Source organism: Rhodoplanes sp. (assembly GCF_013377085.1).
Classification (GTDB): Bacteria; Pseudomonadota; Alphaproteobacteria; order Rhizobiales; family Xanthobacteraceae; genus Rhodoplanes.
Genome location: NZ_JACAAX010000066.1, coordinates 1 through 22,332 on the forward strand (window position 1 = coordinate 1; position 22,332 = coordinate 22,332).

A 22,332-nucleotide genomic window follows, 5' to 3' on the forward strand; every position below is an offset into this window, starting at 1 on the left:
GTCGCCGGGGCGCTCGCTTTGGCGAGCCCGGCCTTCGGGCTGCTCGGCGCCGACGTGATGCTGGAGGCGCTCGGCGCGGCCTGGTCGGCGCTGGCGCTCCTCTGCTTTGCCCGCGCCATGGACACGCCGCACGAGCCCGGGCCGTGGCGACTGCTCGGCCTGGTGCTCACCGTTCTGTTCTTCCACAAAGGCAATTACTGGGGTCTGGTGGTCGTCTCGCTCGCCGTCGCCTATGCGATCGAGCGGCGCGCCGAGGTGGCGGCCCTGGTCGGCGCCGTTCTGTCGGCCGCCCGTCGAGGGTTCGGCTCCATCTTCGCTGTGCTCGGCCGAGACCCGCTGCTCATCGCGGCCTTTGCCGTCGTCTTGCTGATCGCCGTGATCTACCGCCGCGGGCCCACCAGCCTCGAGCTGTTCGGCCGGTCCGTCTCGCTCTACCCGCCCGAAAACTTGGTCACGGTCGCCTATGCGCTGGTCTTTGCGCGCGCCGTGGTGGCTTGGCGGCAACAGCGCGCGTGGTTGGCGCCGGCGCTCGGCGCCGGCGGACGGGCGTTGCTCGGCTGGCATGTCCTGCCGGTCGCCGCCTCGTTCCTCATCCCCAAGCGGCTGTCGGCCTTCCTGTGGTTCGTCGGCCCGTCCAATGCGCCGTCGGGCGCACCCTATGATCCGCTCGCCGGCGCCGCGTACTACTGGGAGATGGTCGCCGACGGGTTCCATGCGGACCCGGTCGTCGCCGGCCTGGTGGTCGCCCTGTTCGCCATCGGCCTGATCGGCATCCGCCGATTCCCGCCCGGCGGTCGCGCCGTGTTCGTCCTGGCCCTGGTCGCGGCGGTCGGCGTGATCGCCCACCCCCATCACCAGGGTCGGTTCCTCGCCTCCTGGCTTTTCGCCGCGTGGGTCGGCGCCGGCGCCGGGGCCGGGCTCCTGGTCGAGATCCTGGCGCGCCGATGGTCGCCGGCGCGGTCCCGCGCCGCCGCCACGATCGTGCTCGGCGGAGCGATATCGGCAGCCGTGCTGGCCGTCGCCGTGCTGGTCCGGCCGCCGTCCTCGGCGACGGCGCTCGCCGCCGCCAGCCGCTATTCCGGGCCGTCCGACCTGTTGCTGGTGCGGCCGGCCCTGCCGGCCCTGACCGGCGCACGCTCGATCGGCGTCGCCGCGACGGTCGGGCGCACGCCGTTCTTCGCCTGGGCCATCCATGTCGCCTGCGGCTGCGCCGTGCCGGTCGACGGGCCGTGGCTCGTCTCGGGTGCGTCGCGGGAGACGAACCGAGCCGCCATGGAGGCGTTTCTCGCCGCCACACCGGCCGACCGGCTGCTGGTGGTCGACGTCGCCCCCGGCAGCCCGGCCGTCCTGGAGCCGGGCTTCGCCGGGATCGTCGACGCCATGGCGACCCAGACCGGCTTCGTGCCGCTCCTGTCGGCGGCCGTGCCGGAGCACGCCGCCACCCTCACGGTCTGGCGCCGCCGCGAGCCCGGCGATGCTCCCGTCCCGGTCCCCGCGGCGTCGGGTCCGGCTGATCCGACCCCGGCCCCGGCCGCGGTCCCGGAGCCGGCCCCGCCGGCTCCGGCGCTGCCGCCTCCCGAACGGGATGCCGCGCCGGCCGCGCCCGCGACATCTCCCGGGGCTGACTCCGCGCCGGCTGTCGGCCCGCAGCCCGCGGACGCCCCGCAGCCTGCGGCTGTTCAGGAACCCCCGACGCCCCCGGTCCCGGCCGGGCGGGACTGATCTGCACGGGCCGGAGGGAGTTCTCCGCCGCCGTCCTGGACAGCCTCCCGCCGCACCGCTAAAACCATCCTGAATTGCAAGGCAGGACCGTCGCTTAGCTCGCCAGGGGGGCGCGGTCGCGCGTCACCAGGAACAAGAGCTTTCGATGAGCGGCGTCAACGACATCCGGTCGGCCTTCTTGGGCTTCTTCGAGAAGAACGGGCATGAGATCGTGCCCTCCTCTCCGCTCGTCCCGCGCAACGACCCCACCTTGATGTTCACCAATGCCGGGATGGTGCAGTTCAAGAACGTCTTCACGGGTCTCGAAAAGCGCCCCTATTCGCGCGCCGTAACGGCCCAAAAATGCGTGCGGGCCGGCGGCAAGCACAATGACCTCGACAATGTCGGGTACACGGCGCGGCACCACACCTTCTTCGAGATGCTGGGGAATTTCTCCTTCGGCGACTACTTCAAGGAGCGCGCCATCGAGCTCGCCTGGCGGCTCATCACCAAGGAATACGGCCTGCCGGCCGACCGCCTCACCATCACGGTCTATGCGGACGACGACGATGCCTTCACGTTGTGGAAGAAGATCGCCGGTCTGCCGGAGCGCCGCATCATCCGCATCGCGAGCTCCGACAATTTCTGGGCGATGGGCGACACCGGCCCGTGCGGCCCGTGCTCGGAAATCTTCTACGACCACGGCGAGCACATCCCGGGCGGTCCGCCCGGCTCGCCCGACGCCGATGGCGACCGCTTCATCGAGATCTGGAATCTCGTCTTCATGCAGTACGAGCAGCTCCCCGACCGGAGGCTCGACCTGCCGCACCCGTCGATCGACACCGGCATGGGGCTGGAGCGCATCGCCGCGGTGCTGCAGGGCACCCACGACAACTACGCCATCGATCTGTTCGGCGCGCTGATCCAGGCCGTGGTCGACCGCACCGGCGTCGATGCCGACGGCCCGATGAAGGCCTCCCACCGGGTGATCGCCGACCATCTGCGCGCCACCTCGTTCCTGATCGCCGACGGCGTGCTGCCCTCGAACGAGGGCCGCGGCTATGTGCTCCGCCGCATCATGCGCCGCGCCATGCGGCATGCGGAGCTGCTGGGCGCCCGCGAGCCCTTGATGTGGAAGCTCGTCCCGACGCTGGTGCGCGAGATGGGCCAGGCCTATCCGGAGCTGGTGCGGGCCGAGGCGCTGATCACCGAAACGCTGCGGCTCGAGGAGACGCGGTTCCGCAAGACGCTGGAGCGCGGCCTCTCCATCCTGGAGGACGAGACGCGCACCTTGAAGCGTGGCGACAAGCTCAAGGGCGAGGTCGCCTTCACGCTCTACGATACCTTCGGCTTCCCGCTCGACCTCACCCAGGATGCCCTCAAGGCGCGCGGCGTCGAGGTCGACACGGCGGCCTTCAACGCCGCCATGGAGCGCCAGCGCGAGATGGCGCGGGCCTCCTGGGCCGGCTCCGGTGAGGCGGCGACCGAAACGGTGTGGTTCTCGTTGCGCGAAAAGCTCGGCGCCACCGAGTTTCTCGGCTACGAGACCGAGACAGCCGAGGGCGAGGTCTTGGCCATTGTGCGCGACGGCGTGCAGGCGACCAGCCTGAAGGCCGGCGAGACGGGTGCCGTCATCCTCAACCAGACGCCGTTCTACGGCGAGTCGGGCGGCCAGGTCGGCGACATCGGCGTGATGACGGGCGACGGGGTGCGCTTCCGCGTCACCGGCACGAGCAAGAAGGCCGGCGATGTCTTCGTCCACTCCGGTACGGTGGAGGAGGGCATCCTGAAGCCGGGCCAGGCGCTCGCCCTCGAGGTCGATCGCACGCGGCGCTCCGACATTCGCCGCAACCACTCGGCGACCCATCTGCTGCACGAGGCGCTCCGCCAGGTGCTGGGCGATCACGTCGCCCAGAAGGGCTCGATGGTGGCGCCCGACCGGCTCCGCTTCGATTTCTCGCACCCGAAAAAGATGTCCGACGAGGAGATCGCCCGGGTCGAGGAGATCGCCAACACCCAGGTGCTGGAGAACACGCCCGTCGTCACCCGTCTGATGGCGGTCGACGATGCGACTACCTCCGGCGCCCGCGCGCTCTTTGGCGAAAAATACGGCGACGAGGTCCGCGTCGTTTCCATGGGCGAGGCCTCCAACGCGCTCGGCTGGTCCGTGGAGCTGTGCGGCGGCACCCATGTGCGCCGCACCGGCGACATCGGCCTCGTCTATATCGACCAGGAGGCCGGCGTCGCCGCCGGCGTGCGCCGCATCGAGGCGATGACGGGCGCGGCGGCGCGCCGCCGGCTCGCCGACAGCGACCGCCGGGTCGCCGCGCTCGGCCAGCTCATACGGGTGCAGCCGGCCCAGGTCGAGGAGCAGGTGACCAAGCTGCTCGACGAGAAGAAGCAGCTCGAGCGTGATCTCGCCGACGCGCGGCGCAAGCTCGCCATGGGCGGCGGCGCCAAGTCCGGCGCCCCCGACGGCATGCGCGACGCGGGCGGCGTCAAGCTTTTGGCCCGCGCCGTCTCCGGCATCGAGATCAAGGATCTGAAAAGCCTCGCCGACGACGGCAAGAAGCAGGTCGGCTCGGGCGTGGTGGCGATCGTCGGCGTGACGGCCGAGGGCAAGGCCGGCCTGGTGGTCGGCGTGACGGCGGACCTGACGGCGCGGTTCAGCGCCGTCGATCTGGTCAAGCGGGGCGCCGAGGCGCTCGGCGGCAAAGGCGGCGGCGGCCGGCCGGATCTCGCCCAGGCGGGTGGGCCGGACGGCGACAAGGCCGAGGCGGCCCTGGAGGCGATCGCCTCCGCGATCGCATCGGTGGGCGGGCAGGGGTGACGTCGCGGTAACGTCCCTGCGCCATGATGGACGCTCCGAAGGAGGGGCGCAGGATGCGCGGGCACGCCAAGCGTGCGACAGAGCTCAAACGCCGGATCGGCGAGATTCTCGACCATGGTGACGGGTCGGACCGCACCAGCGTGCTGGTCGACCGCACCCTCATCCTGCTGATTCTGCTCAATCTCGCCGGCGTGATCCTCGAATCGGTGCCCGAGGTCGACGCCAGATGGCACGCGGTTTTCGTCGCCATCGAGATCGTCTCGATCGTCGTCTTCTCGGCCGAATATGCGCTGCGCATCTGGGTGGCGCCCGAGCACGCGCTGCTGCGGGCGCTGTCGCCCGCCCAGGCGCGCTGGCGCTACATGACCAGCACGGTCGGCATCATCGATCTGCTCGCCGTGCTGCCGTTCTGGTTCGCCTTCACGGTGCCGGAGGATCTGCGCGTCATCCTGGTCTTCCGGGTGGTGCGCTTCCTCAAGCTCACCCGCTACTCGACCGGCATGCGCTCGCTGCTCGACGCGCTCTACAACGAGCGGCGGGCGCTGCTCGCCTGCCTGGTCATCTTCTTCGGCGCCACGCTGTTCGCCGCCGTGATGATGTATCTGGCCGAACGGCACGTGCAGCCGGACAAGCTCGGCACCATCCCGGATGCGATCTGGTGGGCCTTCGTCACGCTCGGCACCGTCGGCTACGGCGACGTGGTGCCGGTGACGGCCCTCGGCAAGGTGATCGCCGGCGTCACTATCCTCACCGCCATGGCGATGGTGGCGCTGCCGGTCGGCATCATCGCCACCGCCTTTGCCGACGAGATCCATCGCCGCGACTTCGTCGTCACCTGGGGCATGGTGGCGCGGGTGCCGCTGTTCGCCGGGCTGGACGCCGCCTCGATCGGCGACATCATGCGCTATCTCAAGGCCCAGACGGTCGACGCCGGCGACGTGATCGTGCGGGTCGGCGACCCGGCCCATTCGATGTATTTCATCGCCCGCGGCGCCGTCGACATCGACCTGCACGGTCGCCACATCACGCTCGGGGTCGGCCATTTCTTCGGCGAGATCGCGGTGCTGCGCCGCGCCAAGCGCTCCGGGACCGTCACGGCACTGACCCGCGCCAACCTGCTGGTGCTCGACGCCAACGATCTGCGCCGGCTGATGGACCGCGACCCCCAGGTCGCCGACCGCATCCACGAGGTGGTGCGCGAGCGCGTCGGTGACGCCATCGTCACCCGTAAGGGCGACATGGTCACCGAGGAGATCGCCCAGGGCGAGGAGCGGCGCTCGCCGGAGTGAGGCGGGCATGGGCGGTCCCGTAGGGCGTCAATGAGCGCAGCGAATTGCGCCGCTCGGCGCTGCTTGGCTTCCATGACGATCGCTCCCGGGATGATCGGTGCAATTCGCTGCGCTCATTGCACCCTACGACTCGTCCACCCGCCGGTATCGCTTGCCGCCGTCGGCGAAACGGGCCACCCTTCCGGCCTCACCCGGAGGAACCGGGAGCGAAACCGAACGGGAGGAGACATGACCGAAAACCCGCAGTTGTCCTTGAACCGGCGTGGCCTCCTGGCGGGGAGTGCAGCGTTTGCGGCCGCGAGCGTGCCGGCGCAGGCCGAGGTCGCCGTGGAAAAGATCGTCGCCGAGGAGCATTGGGCCCAGAAGGGCAACGTCAAGCTCTACGTCTATCGCAAGCGCATCGTCGACGACGGGGTGGCGACCAAGCCCGTGCTGTTCCTGGTGCACGGCTCGTCGTTCTCGGCGCGCGGCGGCTTCGACCTGCAGGTGCCCGGCCATCCCGATTATTCGTTCATGGACGCGTTCGCCCGCTTCGGCTTCGACGTGTGGACGGTCGACCACGAGAACTACGGGCGGTCGACCCGCAATACCGGCACCAATTCGGACATCAATTCCGGCGTCGCCGACCTCGAGGCCGTGATGCCGGTGGTCGAGCGCGTCACCGGGCAGGCGAAGGTCCGCCTCAAGGGCCAGTCGTCCGGCGCGATCCGGGCCGGCGTGTTTGCCGTCCGGCATCCCGAGCGGGTCGAGCGGCTGATCCTCGACGCCTTCACCTGGACGGGCGAGGGCGCCCCCGAGATCATGCGTCGCCGCGCCCAGGTCGAGACCTACAAGGCGAGCCCGGTGCGCAAGATGACCCGCGACAGCTTCGTCGGCATCTTCAGCCGCGACGATCCCTCGACCTTCGAGGCGGCCGTGCCGGCGGCGCTCGCCGACTACGAGCTGGCGCTCGGCGATGCCGCGCCGAGCGGCACCTATATCGACATGGCGATCAACATGCCGATGGTGGACCCGACCAAGATCCTCTGCCCGGTGCTGATGACCCGGGCCGAGCACGACGGCAACGCCACCGAGGCCGAGCTCCTGGAGTTTTTCTCCAAGCTGCCGAGCCGCGACAAGCAGTTCGCCATGCTGCGCGGGGTCGCCCACGTCGCCGTGCTCGGCACCAACCGCAAGCGCGTCTGGCACGTGATGCGCGAGTTCCTGACCCTTCCGGATCTGGTGAGCGCCTGAGACCGGCGGCAGCCCGGCGGGCGCCGCCGTCCTCCCCCGTGCCTGCGCGACCGGCTTGCCAAGCGGGGCGCGCGGGCAGCATCTTACCGTCATCGAGGTGCCGGCCCGCCGCGCGGCGCAAAGGTCCGTGCCGAGGCCGGTCGGCTGACGAGCCGGGCACGCCGGAGGCGGAGGAATGTCGCGTCGTTTTCCACAGCGGCTCGCCGCGCTGACCAGGGCCTGGATGACCCCGGTCGTCGCCCTCGGGGTCGCTGGCGTGTTCCTGGTCTCGGTCCCCTCGGTCCGCGCCGCGCTGGACCCGGCGCTCGACGGGCTGCTGGCGGCCTGCCTGGTCTTCTTCGCCGTGGATTGGCTGCTCGGCCTGTGGCAGGCGCGGGTGGCAAAGCGCCTCGCCGCCTGGCTGACCTCGCTGGAGCACGCCGTCGATGCGCTCGCGGTGTGGCCGATCCTGATTGCCGCGACGGCCGGGATCGACTCGCCGACCGTCTGGTTCCCCGGCATCCTGTGGCTGCTCGAGCTCGGCCCGGCGCGAACCAGCATCGCCATGCTGGGCCGCGTCGCCGCCACCGAGGCGCGGCCGCTGATCAGCGTCGCCGTGCTGTTCTTCGTCGTGCTGCAGTTCGCCGCGGTGGCGATCCATGTGGTCGAGCGCGACGTGCAGCCCGGCAGCTTCGGCTCGCTGCCGGCCTCGCTCTACTGGGCCATCACGACGCTGACGACGACCGGCTACGGCGATCTGGTGCCGATCACGCCGGTCGGACGCATGCTCGCGGGCTTCGTCATGATCGCCGGCATCGCCGTGTTCGGCCTGTGGATCGGCGTTCTCGCCACCGCCTTCGCCCAGGAGAGCCGCCGCATCGACTTCGTGCGCACCTGGGAGATCGTCGCCGATTCGCCGTTCTTCAAGAGCCTCAACCCGTCGGAGATCATCGAGATCGCCAACATGCTGCGCCGCTGGGACGTTCCCGCCGGAACCACCGTGATCCGCGAGGGGCAGGAAGGCGACTGCATGTATTTCATCGCCTCCGGCCAAGCCGACGTGGAGGTGGCCGACCGCACCATCCAGCTCACGCCGCCCGCCTTCTTCGGCGAGCTGGCGCTCCTCGGCAGCGGCGTGCGCACCGCCACCGTGACGACGACGTCTCCGGCGATCCTGCTGGTGCTCGACCGCACCGACTTCCGCCTGTTCCTGGCGCGCCACCCGGTGCTCGCCGAGACCATCAGGGGCGAGGCCGTGCGGCGCGCCGAGCAGAACCTGGAGACGTCGCCGGCCGGGTGAGCGGCGGCGTTTGCCGCGACGGCTACGGCGCCTTGCGCAGGAAGACGTAGTCGGCCGTGTAGGCCGCGCCCTGCGTGGCGCCGGCCTGCTCGCACGGACCTTGCAGGAGCCCGCCGCGGGTGTTGATGCGTTGGACCGTCGCAACGTCGGACAGCACGCCGGCGCCGCGCTTCTCCACCACGTCGGCCTTCAGCCAGGGAATGCTGCCGTCCGGCGACGGCGCGCTCGCGGCCACCTTGATCACCACGGCGCTGCCGTCCTGGTGCTCGAAGGTCGGTCCGCGATAGTGCCGGCCGATCGTGGTGCCGTCGCGCATCAGGGTCGCGACCGGCTCGCGGAACGTCCAGGCGAGCTTGCCGTCGGCGCCGGCCTTGCACTCGTAGACCTGGGCGCCGGCGGCGTTGACGGTGAGCGCCGGGGTTGCCCCGGGCGCGTCGATCGCAGCCGGCAGCTCGGCGAAGGCCGGACCGGCGAGAGCCATGGCGGCGAGCAGCGCAACCGCCACCGGGCGGGTCATGGGCATGGGGGTATCTCCTTCAGGGAAACAAGAGGAGGTAACCATCCCGGAGTGACGCGGGCAAGCCGGGTGGCTTCGCCGTTCTGATACCGAGGCCGAGGGGCGCCACTCCCCGGTCGTCACCGCCGGACTTGATCCGGCGGTCCATCTCTTCGAAAGAAAACACTTTTTCGAAGATGGATTCGCGGGTCGAGCCCGCGAATGACGAACAGCGAGTCCGTTGGTGCGAGGGCGTCCGGCCGACGAAATAGGGCGTGCCGGAGCACGCCCTTCTTCAAACTGGTTCATGTGACTTGGCGGCTCGGTGCCAGATGATCCGGATCATCTGGTCGCCGTCCATCTCGTCGCCGAAGGCCGCGCGTCAGAGCGCGGCGATCGTGGCGTTCAGCGTGGCGCTCGGCCGCATTGCGGCCGATGTCTTGGCGGCATCGGGCAGGTAGTAGCCGCCGGTGTCCACCGGCTTGCCTTGCGCGCCGATCAGCTCGCCGTTGATCTTGGCCTCGTTCTTGGCGAGCGCCTCGGCCAGCGGCTTGAAGCGGGCTTGCAGCTCCACGTCCTTGGTCTGCGCGGCCAGCGCCTCGGCCCAGTAGAGGGCGAGGTAGAAATGGCTGCCGCGATTGTCGATCTCGCCGACCCTGCGGGCAGGATTGCGGTTGAACTCGAGGAATTTTGCGATGGCCGTGTCGAGCGTCTCGGCGAGAACCTGCGCCTTGGCGTTCTTGTAGGTCTGCGCCAGATGCTCGAGCGACGCGCCCAGCGCCAGGAACTCGCCGAGCGAATCCCAGCGCAGATAGCCCTCGTCCTGGAACTGCTGCACGTGCTTGGGCGCCGAGCCGCCGGCGCCGGTCTCGAACAGGCCGCCGCCCGCCATCAGCGGAACGATCGACAGCATCTTGGACGAGGTGCCGAGCTCCATGATCGGAAACAGGTCGGTCAGATAATCACGCAGCACGTTGCCGGTGACCGAGATCGTGTCCTGTCCCTTGCGGATGCGCTCGAGTGAGAACCTGATCGCCTCGACCGGCGCCAGGATGCGGATGTCGAGCCCCGACGTATCCTCGTTCTTCAGATACTTTTCGACCTTGGCGATGACCTGCGCATCATGCCCGCGCTTGGGGTCGAGCCAGAACACCGCCGGGGTGCCGGTGAGGCGCGCGCGGCGCACGGCGAGCTTGACCCAATCCTGGATCGGCGCGTCGCGGACCTCGCACATGCGGAAGATGTCGCCGGTCTCGACCGGACGCTCGAGCAGCACCTTGCCGTCATCGGCGACGACGCGAACCGTTCCGTCGCCGGGAATTTCGAACGTCTTGTCGTGCGAGCCGTATTCCTCGGCCTTCTGCGCCATCAAGCCGACGTTCGGGACCGAGCCCATGGTCTTGGGATCGAAGGCGCCGTGGGCCTTGCAGTCGTCGATGGCCACCTGAAAGATCTGCGCGTAGCAGCGATCCGGGATCACGGCCTTGACGTCGTGCAGCTTGCCGTCGGCACCCCACATCTTGCCCGAATCCCGGATCATCGCCGGCATCGACGCGTCGACGATGATGTCCGAGGGCACGTGCAGATTGGTGATGCCCTTGTCGGAATTGACCATCGCGACGCCCGGTCGCTTGGCGTACTCGGCCGCGATGTCGACCGCGATGGCCAGCTTCTCGGCGTCCGGCAGCGTCGCGATCTTCGCCAGCAGATCGCCGAAGCCGTTGTTCAGGTTGACGCCGAGCTTTTTCAACGTGGCGGCGTGCTTGGCGAGCACGTCGGCGAAGAACTCGGACACGGCGTGGCCGAAGATGATGGGATCGGAGATCTTCATCATGGTGGCCTTGACGTGCAGCGAGAACAGCACGCCCTTCTTCTTCGCATCCTCGATCTGCTCGGCGAAGAAGGCGCGCAGCGCCTTGCGGCTCATCACCGCCGCGTCGATGATCTCGCCGGCCGCGATCGGCGTCTTCGCCTTCAGCACCGTGACGGTGCCGTCGGCGCCGACCAGCTCGATGCGGGCATTGGTCGCTGCGGCGACCGTGGTCGCGACCTCCGAGCCGTAGAAATCGCCGGCCGCCATGGACGACACATGCGACTTCGAGTCGGGGCTCCAGGCGCCCATCTTGTGCGGATTCTTGCGGGCGTATTGCTTCACGGCGCCGGCGGCGCGGCGGTCGGAATTGCCCTCGCGCAGCACCGGGTTGACGACGCTGCCGAACACCTTGGCGTAGCGGGCCTTGATGTCCTTCTCGGCGTCCGTCGTGGCATTGTCCGGATAGTCCGGGATGTCGTAGCCCTTGCCCTGCAGCTCCTTGATCGCGGCCTTGAGCTGCGGGATCGAGGCGGAGATGTTGGGCAGCTTGATGATGTTGGCCTCGGGCCTCGTCGCCAACTCGCCGAGCTCGGCGAGTTCGTCGTTGATCCGCTGCGCCGGGGTGAGCTTCTCGGGAAAACTGGCGATGATGCGGCCGGCCAGCGAGATGTCCTTGAGCTTCATGGACACGCCCGCCGCGCCGACGAAGGCTTCGACGATCGGCAGCAGGGAATAGGTCGCGAGCGCCGGGGCTTCATCGACCTTTGTCCACACTATTTCGAGATCTGGCATGCTTGCACCTCTGGTCATCGTCCTTGTTCAGGCCGAGCGGGGAGTTTGGGCCGAGCGGAAGCAGAACAGTGATGGGCGCGGTGGTAGGGCTTCTCCCTCGCGCCCTCGCATGAATTGTTCTCGGTGCGGAAACCGCCAACCGGGAATCGGACCGACGGGGAAGCTCGGCACGCCCTCGGGTGCCGGGCGCCCCCTGTTCAGCGCGCGCCCTATAGCACCCGCGATCCGCGGGCGGAAGCAGACATTGGACTCAGATTCTTGTCGGTGTGGCGACCGCCGAGGCGGCCCGGCATCGCCCGGCCGCTGGCCGGGCGGCGGGCCGTCGGGCGGTCAGTCGGGCCGGGGGGCTGCGGCTTTACCTTGCAAAAGCCGTCGGCCGCCCGTATGGTTCGGGCCATCGACATTTGGCCGGACAATCGGGCCGTTTCGCCTTCGCTGTATGCCGGGCGCACGATCAGACCCTCTCCAAAGATCGAACACACCGAACCGGGGGCGTGCCCAACGCGGCCCCGGCTTTCAGCACATACAGTGAAAAGGCTACCCGATATGACCAAGGGCACCGTGAAGTTCTACAACGATCAAAAGGGCTTCGGCTTCATCGCTCCGGACGACGGCGGCAAGGACGTGTTCGTCCATGCGACCGCGCTCGAGCGCGCCGGAATGCGCAGCCTGAACGAAGGCCAGAAGGTCGTCTTCGACACCCAGGAAGACCGCCGCACCGGCAAGATCGCCGTCGGCACCATCCAGGCCGCGTGATCGGCGCGTCGGCCGCCCAGACAGGGCGGCCCCGCCGCTGAGCGTTTCGCCCCTCGCGGGCGATGTCGCCCCGAAAGGGGCGACCGGGAGCCGCCCTCCGGGGCGGCTTTTCTGTTTTTGCAGTCCGTGCCAAACGGGTGCGATGACGAGCCACGACGATATCGCCATGGCCGAGGGCCGCGAGGACTGGTCGTGCCAGGCCTGCGGGGCCTGCTGCGCCTATTCGGCCGAGTGGCCGCGCTTCTCGTTGGAGAGCGAGGTGGCGCTCGCCCTCATCCCGGCCGGCTTCGTCGACGACGCCGCCGGCCGCATGCGCTGCGAGGGCGACCGCTGCACGGCGCTCCTCGGCGAGGTCGGGCAGGCGACCGCCTGTGCCGTCTATGCGGTCCGGCCCGATGTGTGCCGCACCTGCGAGCCGGGCGACCCGGAATGCCGCATGGCCCGGGCCCGCCACGGGCTGTGATGCAAAGGTGCCGTCATGTGGCTGCCGATCCGCGCCGCTGGTCGACTCGACCGACCGGATCGGATAGGTGGTCCGCGCCGTCGGCCGCGGCGCGACGGCACAGCCAAGCCCGATTCGTGACATCCTGACCCCCCAAAGCTCTGATCCCATGCCCGGCGCCGGAACCGACAAGACCAAGACCTGGGTCGCCGCCCCGGCTCCCGTCGTCATCCTGGTGGAGCCGCAGCTCGGCGAGAACATCGGGGCGGCGGCGCGCGTGATGGCGAATTTCGGCCTGTCGCGGCTGCGCCTCGTCGCCCCCAGACAGGCCTGGCCCAATCCCAAGGCGCACATGATGGCAGCCGGCGCCGACCGCGTGCTCGATGGGGCCGAGCTGTTCGACGACCTGAAAGCCGCGATCGCCGACTGCACCTATGTGGCTGCCTGCACGGCCCGCGCCCACGATCAGGCGAAGCCGGTCGTGTCGCCGGAGGCGGCGGCCGAGCGGCTGGCGCCGCTGGTGGCGGCCGGCGAGACCGTTGCGATCGTGTTCGGGCGTGAGCGCAACGGTCTCGAGAACGAGGAGGTCGGCCTCGCCGACTGTATCGTCACGTTCCCGATCAACCCGGCCTTCGCCTCGCTCAATCTCGCCCAGGCGGTGGCGCTGGTCTCCTACGAGTGGTTCAAGCGCGCCGGCACGGGCCTGCCGTTCACGATGCCGGTGCGCTCGGAGCCGGCCCCGAAGGAGCAGATGCTCGCCTTCTTCACCAATCTGGAACGCGAGCTCGAACGGGTCGAGTTCTTCCGTCCGGCCGAGAAGCGCGAGACCATGACGGTCAACCTGCGCAACATCTTTTCCCGCATGCAGCCGACCCGGCAGGACATCCAGACGCTGCACGGCGTCGTCATGGCGATCGTGGAAGGCCGCAAGGGCCCGGCGCGCGGCGGCGTGCTCGACGGCGACGAGGCGGCGTTGCTGCGCAAGCTGCTCACCGAGCACGGCGACGGCCGGGTTCCCTCCGAGCGCGGGCCGGTGCGCGGCCTGTCGCGCCTCCTGCGCCGCAATCCGACCGAGGCGGAGCGCACCCTGTGGGACGCGCTGGTCAAGGACCGCCGCTTTGCCGGGCGCGGCTTCAAGCGGCAGGTGCCGGTCGGCCCCCATATTGCCGATCTCGTGTCGTTTCCTCTGCGCGTGGTGATCGATCTCGTGCCGGCTGGCGAGGCGGCCGAGGCGGCGGCAGCGCGCGATGCCAAGCGTGCTTGGCTCGCGGCGCGCGACTACCGGGTGGTGACGCTCGACGTCGCCGCCGTCGAGGCGGATCCGCGCGCCACGCTCGAAACGCTCGCCGGGGTGCTGGCGCTCTGACGAACGATCACGCCGGTCGCCGCGGCCGTGGTTTTGCTCTGAGTCAAGGACTGTGGGACCGGCGACGCCTTAGCAAAGCGAAAATCGGAATTGTTTCGAACGGCGAGGTATTTCGATATGACTCTGCGAAACTCCCCCGACGCCTATGGCACGATCGCGCGCGCCCTGCATTGGCTGACCGTCGTCCTGGTGGTGGCGGCCTGGCTGATCGGTTTGTTCCACAACGCATTTCCGCAAGGCGCGGCGCGGGCTGCCGCCATGTTCGTCCACATGACGTTCGGGCTCACCATCGCGCTGCTGTTGGTCGTACGCGTGCTGTGGCGGATGGTCGATCCGGCGCCGCCGCCGCCGAAGACGCCGCTCGGCCGCCTCGGCGACATCGCCGCCGCCTCGGTGCACGGCATCACCTATCTGCTGCTGCTCGCGATTCCGGCGATCGGGATCGCGCTCCTGTTCGCGCGTGGCCGCCCGCTTCCGGTGTTCGGTCTCACCGAGATCGCGTCGCCCTGGGCGGCGGATCGCAGCTTCGCCCGGACCTTGAATCCGTATCACGAGTGGCTGGCCCACGCCCTGATGGCGATCGCCTTCGTCCATGCGGTCGCGGCGCTGGTGCATCATTTCGTGTTCCACGATCGCACGCTGCGGCGCATGATCGGCACCGCCTGACACTCGGCGATCGACGCGCGGCGATCACGCTCCGGCGTGATCGCCGGAATGCCGGATCGTGGCGTTCGGTCGCGCGGCGGACGGGGCGAGGGCGCCCCGTCGCCGATCGGGAGCGCCGGCCTCAGCGTCCGGTTTTGACGAGCTCCACCGCCTTGTCCATCAGCTCGGCCATGGTTCGGCGGATCTGGTGGTCGGACTGGTGCACGCCCTTGGCGTCGAAGTCCTTGCGGAGCTTCTGGAACACGTCCTCCTCGCCGGGCGACTCGAAGTCGGCGACCACCACCTCCTTGGCGTAGGCCTCCGCCTCGGCCCCGGTCAGGCCGAGCTTCTCGGCCGCCCACAGGCCGAGCATCTTGTTGCGCCGCGCCGTCGCCTTGAAGCGCAGCTCCTCGTCATGGGCGTATTTCTTCTCGTTGCTGTCCCTGCGGTCGTCGAAAGTGTTCATGGCGTCCCTCGTGCCTTAACGTGGCTGTCGTTTCTGCCGTGCAGGCCGCCGGCAGAAATAGCGCCCGGCCCGCCTCGCGAGCGCGCCTTGCACATCGCTCCAGCGGGGTCAAGGGCGCCGAAAACGCTCGCACAAGTCCTCATTGCACGCTCCGCCCTGCCGGTCTATGTCGATTGTGCTCGTCGCCCCCATCGGATAGGTTCCGACGGAATCGTGACGAGCGTGTCTCGCGTACTGCTCGACGTCGCCGCGGGCCTTGAACCCAGAACTCGGAGCCACGGCATCCTATGGATTTTCTCAAGCCACGGTACACCCCCATGAGCCGCCGCCGCCGCATCTACGAAGGCAAGGCGAAGATCCTGTACGAGGGCCCGGAACCGGGAACGTTGATCCAGCACTTCAAGGACGACGCCACCGCGTTCAACGCCAAGAAGCACCAGGTGATCGAAGGGAAGGGTGTCCTCAACAACCGCATCTCCGAGTACCTGTTCCAGCACCTCAACGACATCGGCGTGCCGACGCATTTCATCCGCCGGCTGAACATGCGCGAGCAGCTCATCCGCGAGGTCGAGATCATCCCGCTCGAGGTGGTGATCCGCAATGTCGCGGCCGGCTCGCTGTCGCAGCGGCTCGGCATCGAGGAAGGCACCCAGCTCCCGCGGTCGATCATCGAATTCTACTACAAGAACGATGCGCTCGGCGATCCGATGGTGTCGGAGGAGCACATCACGGCGTTCGGCTGGGCGACGCCGCAGGAGATCGACGACATCATGGCGCTGGCCATCCGGGTCAACGACTTCCTGTGCGGCCTGTTCCTCGGCGTCGGCATCCGTCTGGTCGACTTCAAGATGGAATGCGGCCGGCTGTGGGAAAACGACATGATGCGGATCGTCGTCGCCGACGAGATCTCGCCGGACTCCTGCCGTCTGTGGGACATCAAGTCGAACGAGAAGCTCGACAAGGACCGGTTCCGCCGCGATCTCGGCGGCCTGCTCGAAGCTTACACCGAAGTCGCGCGCCGGCTCGGCATCATGAGCGAGAACGAGCGCCCGATCGGCAACGGCCCGGTCCTGGTGAAGGGCTGACGCTCACGGCGGGCGCACGCCCGCCACCTCTGTGCTGAAACGCCGCGTGAAAGTTTCGCGCGGCGTTTGCTTTTTGGGGGCTTGCTCGGGCCGCGGGGCCGGCTGGATACGCGGCCGGCGCGGGCTTATCTTTGGCCGTTGGACGAGACGGAGGAGCCGCCATGGGTGTCCCCAGGATCAGCACCGCGCCCCAGACCGTGGACGAGTTCTACGACTTCACCGACAGGCAGCCGGACGAGGAGAAGTGGGAGCTGATCGAGGGGGAGCTCGTCTTGCAGGCGTCACCCGGTCTTGCGCATCAGTGGATCGTCAAGAACCTCACCATTGCACTCGGGCTTCGGGAGCGCGAGCTCGATGCGCGGTGGGAGGTTCTGCCCGGCCTCGGGGTGCGCATCTCCAACATCAGCCGGCCCGAGCCGGACGTGCTGATCCTGCCGAAGCTGCCACGCCCGCTCGATCCGAAGCAGCGCGACCGGGACGACGTCCTCGTGATCTTCGAAATCCTGTCGCCGTCCACGGCCGACCGTGATCTCCGTTGGAAGCGCGAGGCCCACACGTCGCTGCCATCGCTGACCCATTACGTGGTGGTGGCCCAAGACGCCTTCGAGGTGGTGGTGTTCGCGCGTGAAAACGGCTTCGCCGAGCAGCGGTTTTCCGGGCGCGGCGACGCGATCGCGTTCCCGGACCTCGGCGTCACCCTGCCGCTCGCCGAGATTTTCCGCGACACCGGGCGGTGACGCGGGGACTCACGGGTCATAGATCGGCGAAGGACCTTCGCGCACCACCAGCCGGCCGCCCGTGAACCGGCGGGCAATGGCGATCACGTCCTCGTCCGGAATGTCCAGTTCCCTCGGCAGGAGCCGGATCGTCCTCTCGGTCCAGCGCGCGGGCAGCCAATCGACCGTGCGGCGGGGCAGGCCCCACGGCGCCTGCGGGCGTCCGATGAAGGCGAGGCCGGCGCCGACCGGTCTTCGCCGAAAGGTGGTGCGCCGGGTTTCGCGCCGCAGCTCGACGATCTCGTCCCAGCGTAAGGCGCGCGGCGTCCACGGGTCCAGATCGGCGACGCCGGACGGTCCGATCAGGAGATCCGGGCGGCGGTCGTAGATCCGTATGGTCCTGCGGACGAGGCGCTCTAGCGTCCAGCCGAGGGTGGCGGCCAGGACCAGGGCGCGGGGCAGCGGGGGGATCAGGATCACCAGGTGGGCGAGGGCCGCGCCGCGGCCGCGCAGGCGGAGACCGGACGGCGGATCGGCCAAGACGGCGATTCCGACCAACGTGACGGCCAGGACGAGCAGACCCAGCAGGCCCCAGTACAGCGTGTCGCGGCGCCGGTAAAAGAGAACGACGTTCTCCCGGGCCTCGAAGTTGAACGAGTCCAGCTCCCTCTGCCCCATGCTCGGCCTCCGCGAGGGTTGCAACCTATCCCGACCGGGCTAATGCCGGGTAAAGTGCCGGATGACAGCCGGTCGGTGTCGGGCGCGTGTTGACGCCGCGGCGTGCCCCCCGTAAGGGACCGTCATCCGAACCTTCGAGGCGCCCCATGAAAGCCCGCGTCACCGTCACGTTGAAATCCGGCGTCCTCGATCCGCAGGGCAAGGCGATCGAGGGGGCGCTGAAGTCGCTCGGTGTCGAGGGCGTCGCCAGCGTCCGCCAGGGCAAGGTGTTCGACATCGAGGTGCCGGGCGCCGACCGCGGCCGGGCCGAGGCCGCCCTGAAGGAGGCGGCCGAGCGTCTCCTCGCCAACACGGTGATCGAGGACTACCGGGTGGAGATCGTGGGATGAGCCTCCGGGTCGCCATGCCGGCCGGGGTGCGCCGATGAAATCCGCCGTCCTGGTCTTTCCCGGAATCAACCGCGAGCGCGACATGGCGCGGGCCCTGCGGCTGTGCGCCGGCAGCGATCCGGCCATGGTCTGGCACACCGAGACGGCGCTGCCGGCCGGTACCGACCTCGTCGTGCTGCCCGGCGGCTTCTCCTATGGCGATTATCTGCGCTGCGGGGCGATCGCGGCACGCTCGCCCGTGATGGACGCCGTGCGGGCCTTCGCGGCGTCGGGCGGCCTCGTGCTCGGCATCTGCAACGGCTTCCAGATTCTGTGCGAGGCGGGCCTGCTGCCGGGCGTGCTGATGCGCAATGCCGGCCTGAAGTTCATCTGCAAGGACGCCTATATCCGGGTCGAGCGCGCCGACACGCCGTTCACCCGCGGCTACGATGCCGGGCAGGTGATCCGGGTGCCCGTCGCCCATGGCGAGGGCAACTACATGGCCGATTCGGAGACCATCGCGCGGCTGGAGGGCGACGGGCGGATCGTGTTCCGCTACACGGCGCCCGACGGGGCACTGTCGCCGGACTGGAACATGAACGGCTCGATCTATGCGATCGCCGGCATCCTCAACGAGCGCGGCAACGTGCTCGGCATGATGCCGCACCCGGAAAACCACGTCGAGGACCTGATGGGCTGCACCGACGGCCGCGGCCTCTTTGCCGGCCTCGGCCGGCACTTCTCCGGCCGGCACTGAAGGTGGCGGGACGACCTCGACCGTGGATGTCGCGGCCGGGCCGGCCGGGCGTCATTGAACCTTCAGGTTGAGCTCGGTCACCAGCCGCTGGTATTTCGCGTATTCGTCCTGGAACAGCTTGGCGAACTCGGCGCCGCTGGTCCCCACCACCGGCTCCTGACCGGATTGCAGGAACCCGTCGCGGACCTCCGGGTCGGCGAGCGCCTTGGCGATCTCGGCATCGAGCCGCGCGACCACGACGGGCGGCGTGCCGGCGGGCACGAAGGCGCCGACCCACTGATCGAGCTCCAGCGCGATGCCGGCCTCCGTGTAGGTCGGCACGTCCTCCAGGCCGGGCGAGCGCCGGGCGGTCGACTGCGCCAGGATCTTGAGGGTTCCGGCCTTGGCATGTGGGATCACGGGCGACGAGCCGAGCGACCCGATCTTGATGTGGCCGGCGATGAGATCGTTGATCGCCTGGCCGCCGCCGCGATACGGCACGTGCTCGAGCTTGATGCCGGCGAGCTTCGCGAACCACTCGGCCACCATGTGCTGCTGCGACCCGACACCCGAGGTCGCATAGCTCATGCCCGGCTGCTTTTTCGCGAGCGCGACCAGCTCGGCGACCGAGCCGACCCCGAGCGACGGATTCACCGCGAGCACGACCGGCTGCCGCGTCAGCTCGATCACCGGCACGAAATCCTTGCGCGGGTCGATGCCGAGCTGAAACACGTGCGCCGCGCTGGCGAGCGAATCCGGGGCGATCAGCACCGTGTAGCCGTCGGCCGGGCTCTTGGCCGCCGCCTCGAAGCCGATATTGCCGGCGGCGCCGGTCTTGTTCTCGACGACGACCTGCTGGCCGAGCGTCAGCGAGATCTTGTTGGCGACGAGCCTTGCGGCGATGTCGGTCGAGCCGCCGGCGGGAAACGGCACGATGAAGCGGATGGCGCGGTTCGGCCATTCCTCGGCTGCCACCGGCGCGGCGAACGGCCCGGCCGACAGTCCGACGAGCAGCGTGACCAAAAGCCGGGCGACGACACGCGGACACGTTCGACTTCGTATACTTGGTGTCATTGCCTGGTCGCCTCGGTTATTCTCGCGGCTGTCCGCGCCGGTGCCATCACCACCAGACAGAGTGTGCAATTTACATGCCGCATGCAAACTATTTGCCCGAGCACATGGGCTTCGCCACGCTCGCGCCTCCCGGCCCGTTCACGGCCGGATCCTTCGTCGCGCTGACATTGACCTACACGGCCGGAACCTTCGGCATCGACGACACCGGGATGGTGAAGATCACCTGGCGCACCACGTCGGACATGGGCAAGCCGCAGTTCAGCGACCCCGGGGCGCCGAACTACACGACGGTCGAGGCGAGCAACGGCGCCAAGCTCGAGGTCCGCCTCGACCGCGTCAACATCCGGCCGTGGGCCAACACGCTCGTCATCCGCATCGGTCGCGGCTTTCTGCGCGCCGGGGACACGCTGACGGTACGGCTCGGCGACACCCGGCAGGGCTCGCCCGGCTTGCGGTTGCAGACCAATTGCGAGGACGCGTTCGAGCTGAAGATGTTCGTCGACGCGTTTGCGACCTACGAGTTCACCGAGCTGCCGTCGTCGCCGCGTTTCGCGCTCCGGCCCGGCGCGCCGGCGCGCTGGAAGGCGATCCTGCCCTCGCTCGCCGTCGTCGGCGAACCGTTCCGGCTGGCGATCGTCGCCGAGGACGTCTGGGGCAATCCGACCGATCAGGCGGACGCGCGACTGACGCCGTCGTCCACGCCGCCGTTGCGCGGCCTGCCGGAGCACATCGATCTGAAGCCCGGCGACGGACCGCGCGTGATCGAGGGGCTGGTCGCGCCGGAGGAGGGCGGCGTCACACTTCGTCTGCTCGCACCGGACGGCAGCGAGCTCGCCTGCGCCAATCCGCTGAAAGCCGTGGCAGCGGCGGATCTGCGGCGCTACTGGGCCGACCTGCACGGCCAGAGCGGCGAGACCGTCGGCACCGGACCGGCGGAGGCGTATTTCCGCTACGCCCGCGACAAGGCCTTCGTCGACATGGTCGGCCACCAGGGCAACGACTTCCAGATCACCGACGCGTTCTGGGCCGAGCTCAACCGGCTGACCGAATCATTCGATGTTCCGGGCAAGTTCGTCTGCCTGCCGGGATACGAGTGGTCCGGCAACACCGGTCTCGGTGGCGACCGCAACGTGTTCTATCGCCATGAGGGCCGGCCGATCCGCCGCTCGTCGCGCATCCTGGTCGATTACCACGATGCCGACGGCTCCGACTGCGACACGGCGCACGACCTGTTCAAGGCGCTGGACGGCGAGGATGCCGTGGTGATCGCCCATGTGGGCGGCCGTTACGCGGACGTCAGGTTCGCCCATGACGGCCGGATCGAGCGCGCCGTCGAGGTCCATTCGACCTGGGGCACGTTCGAGTGGCTGCTGCACGACGCCTTCGAGATGGGATACCGGGTCGGCATCGTCTGCCACAGCGACGACCACAAGGGACGGCCCGGCGCCACCCTGCCGGGCGCCTCGACCTTCGGCGCCGTCGGCGGACTGACCTGCTATCTGATGCCGGAGCTCACGCGAGAAGCCCTGTTCGACGCGCTGCGCCGCCGGCATCACTACGGGACCACGGGCACGCGCCTGTTCCTCGATGTGTGCGGCGGGTTCGACACGCCCGTGACGGCGTTCTCGGACGATCCGACGCTCGGCCCCGCGGAGGAGCGGTCCGTGCGCGAGGCGCTGATGGGCGACATCGTGCGGCCCGGCGCGGTGCCGATGCGGCTTTCCGTCGAGGCGATCGGCACGGCGCCGATCGAGCGGGTCGACGTCCTCCACGGCAGGCAGACGGTGCGGACCGTCAGGCCGTATGCGGCGAGCGACCTCGGCCGGCGCGTGCGCGTGCTGTGGCAGGGGGCGGAGTATCGCGGCCGCGGCCGCGAGGTCGTGTGGCAGGGCAAGCTCGCCGTCACGGGCAACCGCATCCTGCGCTTCGCGCCGGTCAATTTCCTCAATCCGGAACGGCAGGTGCGCGAGACGACACCCGGCGCCGCGCTGGCCTGGACGTCGGTGACGACCGGTAATCTCGCCGGCATCGACCTCTGGCTCGAGCAGGCCGACCGCGGCACGCTGGCGATCGAGACCAATGTCGTCGGCGGGACGGTCGACCTGGACCGGCTCGGCGACGAGACGGTCGCCTTCGAGGGCGGTGGGCTCGGCCGCCGGGTGAGCGTCTATCGCCTGCCCGAGGCCGACTGGGCCCGCCGCGTCGCCTTCGAGCACATGGTGGCGTTTTCCGGTGGCGCCGATCTGCCGGTCTATGTCCGTGTCACCCAGGCCGACGGCCACCAGGCATGGTCGAGCCCGATCTATCTGGTCGCGTGAGGCGGTTGCGGCGTGAGGCGGAGGCGCGGTCCGCCCGGGTCGAGCCCGGGCGGCAGGCGCGGAGCTGGCCGAACAGTCTGGGCCAATGCCCATTCTCCGCTCGTTCCCGCGGAAGCGGGAATCCAGATTTTCGTTGTGAGGCTCCTGGATCCCCGCTTTCGCGGGGACGAGCGGAGATGAAGCGAGCCGCCTCGTCTCATACGGTTTCCGGGTGATCAGCTCGGATTTATGATGTCTGACCACCAATGG

At 69.1% G+C, this 22,332-nt stretch carries 19 protein-coding genes; 14 read left to right on the top strand and 5 right to left on the bottom strand.

Features of this window, described 5'->3' with window-relative positions; translation table 11 throughout:
- The 5 genes from HXX10_RS27675 to HXX10_RS27695 all read left to right on the top strand — a co-directional run.
- On the top strand, nucleotides 1-1,722 hold a 1,722-nt coding region (locus tag HXX10_RS27675; RefSeq protein ID WP_296526556.1), incomplete at its 5' end, for a hypothetical protein.
- 145 nt (nucleotides 1,723-1,867) lie between these two features.
- Complete coding sequence (gene alaS, locus HXX10_RS27680; RefSeq protein ID WP_296526559.1) at nucleotides 1,868-4,531, top strand: alanine--tRNA ligase; 2,664 nt, start codon at nucleotides 1,868-1,870, stop codon at nucleotides 4,529-4,531.
- Between the two features lie 53 nt (nucleotides 4,532-4,584).
- Nucleotides 4,585-5,820 (top strand): cyclic nucleotide-gated ion channel, encoded by a 1,236-nt coding sequence (locus HXX10_RS27685; RefSeq protein WP_296526561.1) that lies wholly within the window; start codon nucleotides 4,585-4,587, stop codon nucleotides 5,818-5,820.
- A gap of 228 nt (nucleotides 5,821-6,048) precedes the next feature.
- Complete coding sequence (locus tag HXX10_RS27690) at nucleotides 6,049-7,053, top strand: alpha/beta hydrolase (protein ID WP_296526563.1); 1,005 nt, start codon at nucleotides 6,049-6,051, stop codon at nucleotides 7,051-7,053.
- Between the two features lie 175 nt (nucleotides 7,054-7,228).
- Nucleotides 7,229-8,332, top strand: a complete 1,104-nt coding sequence (locus tag HXX10_RS27695; protein WP_296526565.1) for a cyclic nucleotide-gated ion channel — start codon at nucleotides 7,229-7,231, stop codon at nucleotides 8,330-8,332.
- 22 nt (nucleotides 8,333-8,354) lie between these two features.
- Here the strand turns inward: HXX10_RS27695 and HXX10_RS27700 are convergent, their stop codons facing one another.
- Nucleotides 8,355-8,855 (bottom strand): DUF3455 domain-containing protein, encoded by a 501-nt coding sequence (locus HXX10_RS27700; protein WP_296526566.1) that lies wholly within the window; start codon nucleotides 8,853-8,855, stop codon nucleotides 8,355-8,357.
- Nucleotides 8,856-9,210: 355 nt separating this feature from the next.
- Nucleotides 9,211-11,433 carry an NADP-dependent isocitrate dehydrogenase gene (locus HXX10_RS27705; protein ID WP_296526567.1) on the bottom strand — a complete coding sequence of 741 codons (2,223 nt, stop codon included), beginning with the start codon at nucleotides 11,431-11,433 and terminating at the stop codon, nucleotides 9,211-9,213.
- Between the two features lie 546 nt (nucleotides 11,434-11,979).
- Between HXX10_RS27705 and HXX10_RS27710 the strand changes: the two genes are divergently transcribed.
- From HXX10_RS27710 to HXX10_RS27725, 4 genes are all read left to right on the top strand, one after another.
- The gene (locus HXX10_RS27710) at nucleotides 11,980-12,189 is read left to right on the top strand and encodes a cold-shock protein (protein ID WP_296526570.1); all 210 of its coding nucleotides are present in this window, start codon (nucleotides 11,980-11,982) and stop codon (nucleotides 12,187-12,189) included.
- 142 nt (nucleotides 12,190-12,331) lie between these two features.
- Entirely contained in the window at nucleotides 12,332-12,652 is a 321-nt protein-coding gene (locus tag HXX10_RS27715; protein ID WP_296526571.1) for a YkgJ family cysteine cluster protein, read from the top strand.
- 148 nt (nucleotides 12,653-12,800) lie between these two features.
- Nucleotides 12,801-13,997 (top strand): TrmJ/YjtD family RNA methyltransferase, encoded by a 1,197-nt coding sequence (locus tag HXX10_RS27720; RefSeq protein ID WP_296526572.1) that lies wholly within the window; start codon nucleotides 12,801-12,803, stop codon nucleotides 13,995-13,997.
- A 117-nt stretch (nucleotides 13,998-14,114) separates the two neighbouring features.
- Nucleotides 14,115-14,663, top strand: coding sequence for a cytochrome b (locus tag HXX10_RS27725; protein ID WP_296526573.1), 549 nt, complete (start codon nucleotides 14,115-14,117; stop codon nucleotides 14,661-14,663).
- A gap of 121 nt (nucleotides 14,664-14,784) precedes the next feature.
- Here HXX10_RS27725 and HXX10_RS27730 read toward each other — a convergent pair whose 3' ends face one another.
- Entirely contained in the window at nucleotides 14,785-15,108 is a 324-nt protein-coding gene (locus tag HXX10_RS27730) for a DUF1476 domain-containing protein (protein ID WP_296526575.1), read from the bottom strand.
- 317 nt (nucleotides 15,109-15,425) lie between these two features.
- Between HXX10_RS27730 and purC the strand changes: the two genes are divergently transcribed.
- Nucleotides 15,426-16,193: a phosphoribosylaminoimidazolesuccinocarboxamide synthase gene (gene purC, locus HXX10_RS27735; RefSeq protein WP_296526576.1), complete on the top strand. Its 768-nt coding sequence runs from the start codon at nucleotides 15,426-15,428 to the stop codon at nucleotides 16,191-16,193.
- Nucleotides 16,194-16,354: 161 nt separating this feature from the next.
- Nucleotides 16,355-16,930: a Uma2 family endonuclease gene (locus HXX10_RS27740; RefSeq protein WP_296526577.1), complete on the top strand. Its 576-nt coding sequence runs from the start codon at nucleotides 16,355-16,357 to the stop codon at nucleotides 16,928-16,930.
- A 9-nt stretch (nucleotides 16,931-16,939) separates the two neighbouring features.
- Here the strand turns inward: HXX10_RS27740 and HXX10_RS27745 are convergent, their stop codons facing one another.
- Complete coding sequence (locus HXX10_RS27745) at nucleotides 16,940-17,587, bottom strand: hypothetical protein (protein ID WP_296526578.1); 648 nt, start codon at nucleotides 17,585-17,587, stop codon at nucleotides 16,940-16,942.
- A gap of 146 nt (nucleotides 17,588-17,733) precedes the next feature.
- On the opposite strand from HXX10_RS27745, the gene purS reads away from it, so the two are divergent.
- Together purS and purQ are read left to right on the top strand one after the other, a co-directional pair.
- On the top strand, nucleotides 17,734-17,976 hold the full coding sequence (gene purS / locus HXX10_RS27750; RefSeq protein ID WP_296526579.1) for a phosphoribosylformylglycinamidine synthase subunit PurS: 243 nt from the start codon (nucleotides 17,734-17,736) through the stop codon (nucleotides 17,974-17,976).
- A gap of 34 nt (nucleotides 17,977-18,010) precedes the next feature.
- Nucleotides 18,011-18,712: a phosphoribosylformylglycinamidine synthase subunit PurQ gene (gene purQ, locus HXX10_RS27755; protein ID WP_296526581.1), complete on the top strand. Its 702-nt coding sequence runs from the start codon at nucleotides 18,011-18,013 to the stop codon at nucleotides 18,710-18,712.
- Nucleotides 18,713-18,763: 51 nt separating this feature from the next.
- Here the strand turns inward: purQ and HXX10_RS27760 are convergent, their stop codons facing one another.
- Nucleotides 18,764-19,714 carry a tripartite tricarboxylate transporter substrate binding protein gene (locus HXX10_RS27760; RefSeq protein WP_296526583.1) on the bottom strand — a complete coding sequence of 317 codons (951 nt, stop codon included), beginning with the start codon at nucleotides 19,712-19,714 and terminating at the stop codon, nucleotides 18,764-18,766.
- A 125-nt stretch (nucleotides 19,715-19,839) separates the two neighbouring features.
- Between HXX10_RS27760 and HXX10_RS27765 the strand changes: the two genes are divergently transcribed.
- Nucleotides 19,840-22,083, top strand: a complete 2,244-nt coding sequence (locus HXX10_RS27765) for a DUF3604 domain-containing protein (protein ID WP_296526584.1) — start codon at nucleotides 19,840-19,842, stop codon at nucleotides 22,081-22,083.
- Nucleotides 22,084-22,332: the final 249 nt, after the last annotated feature.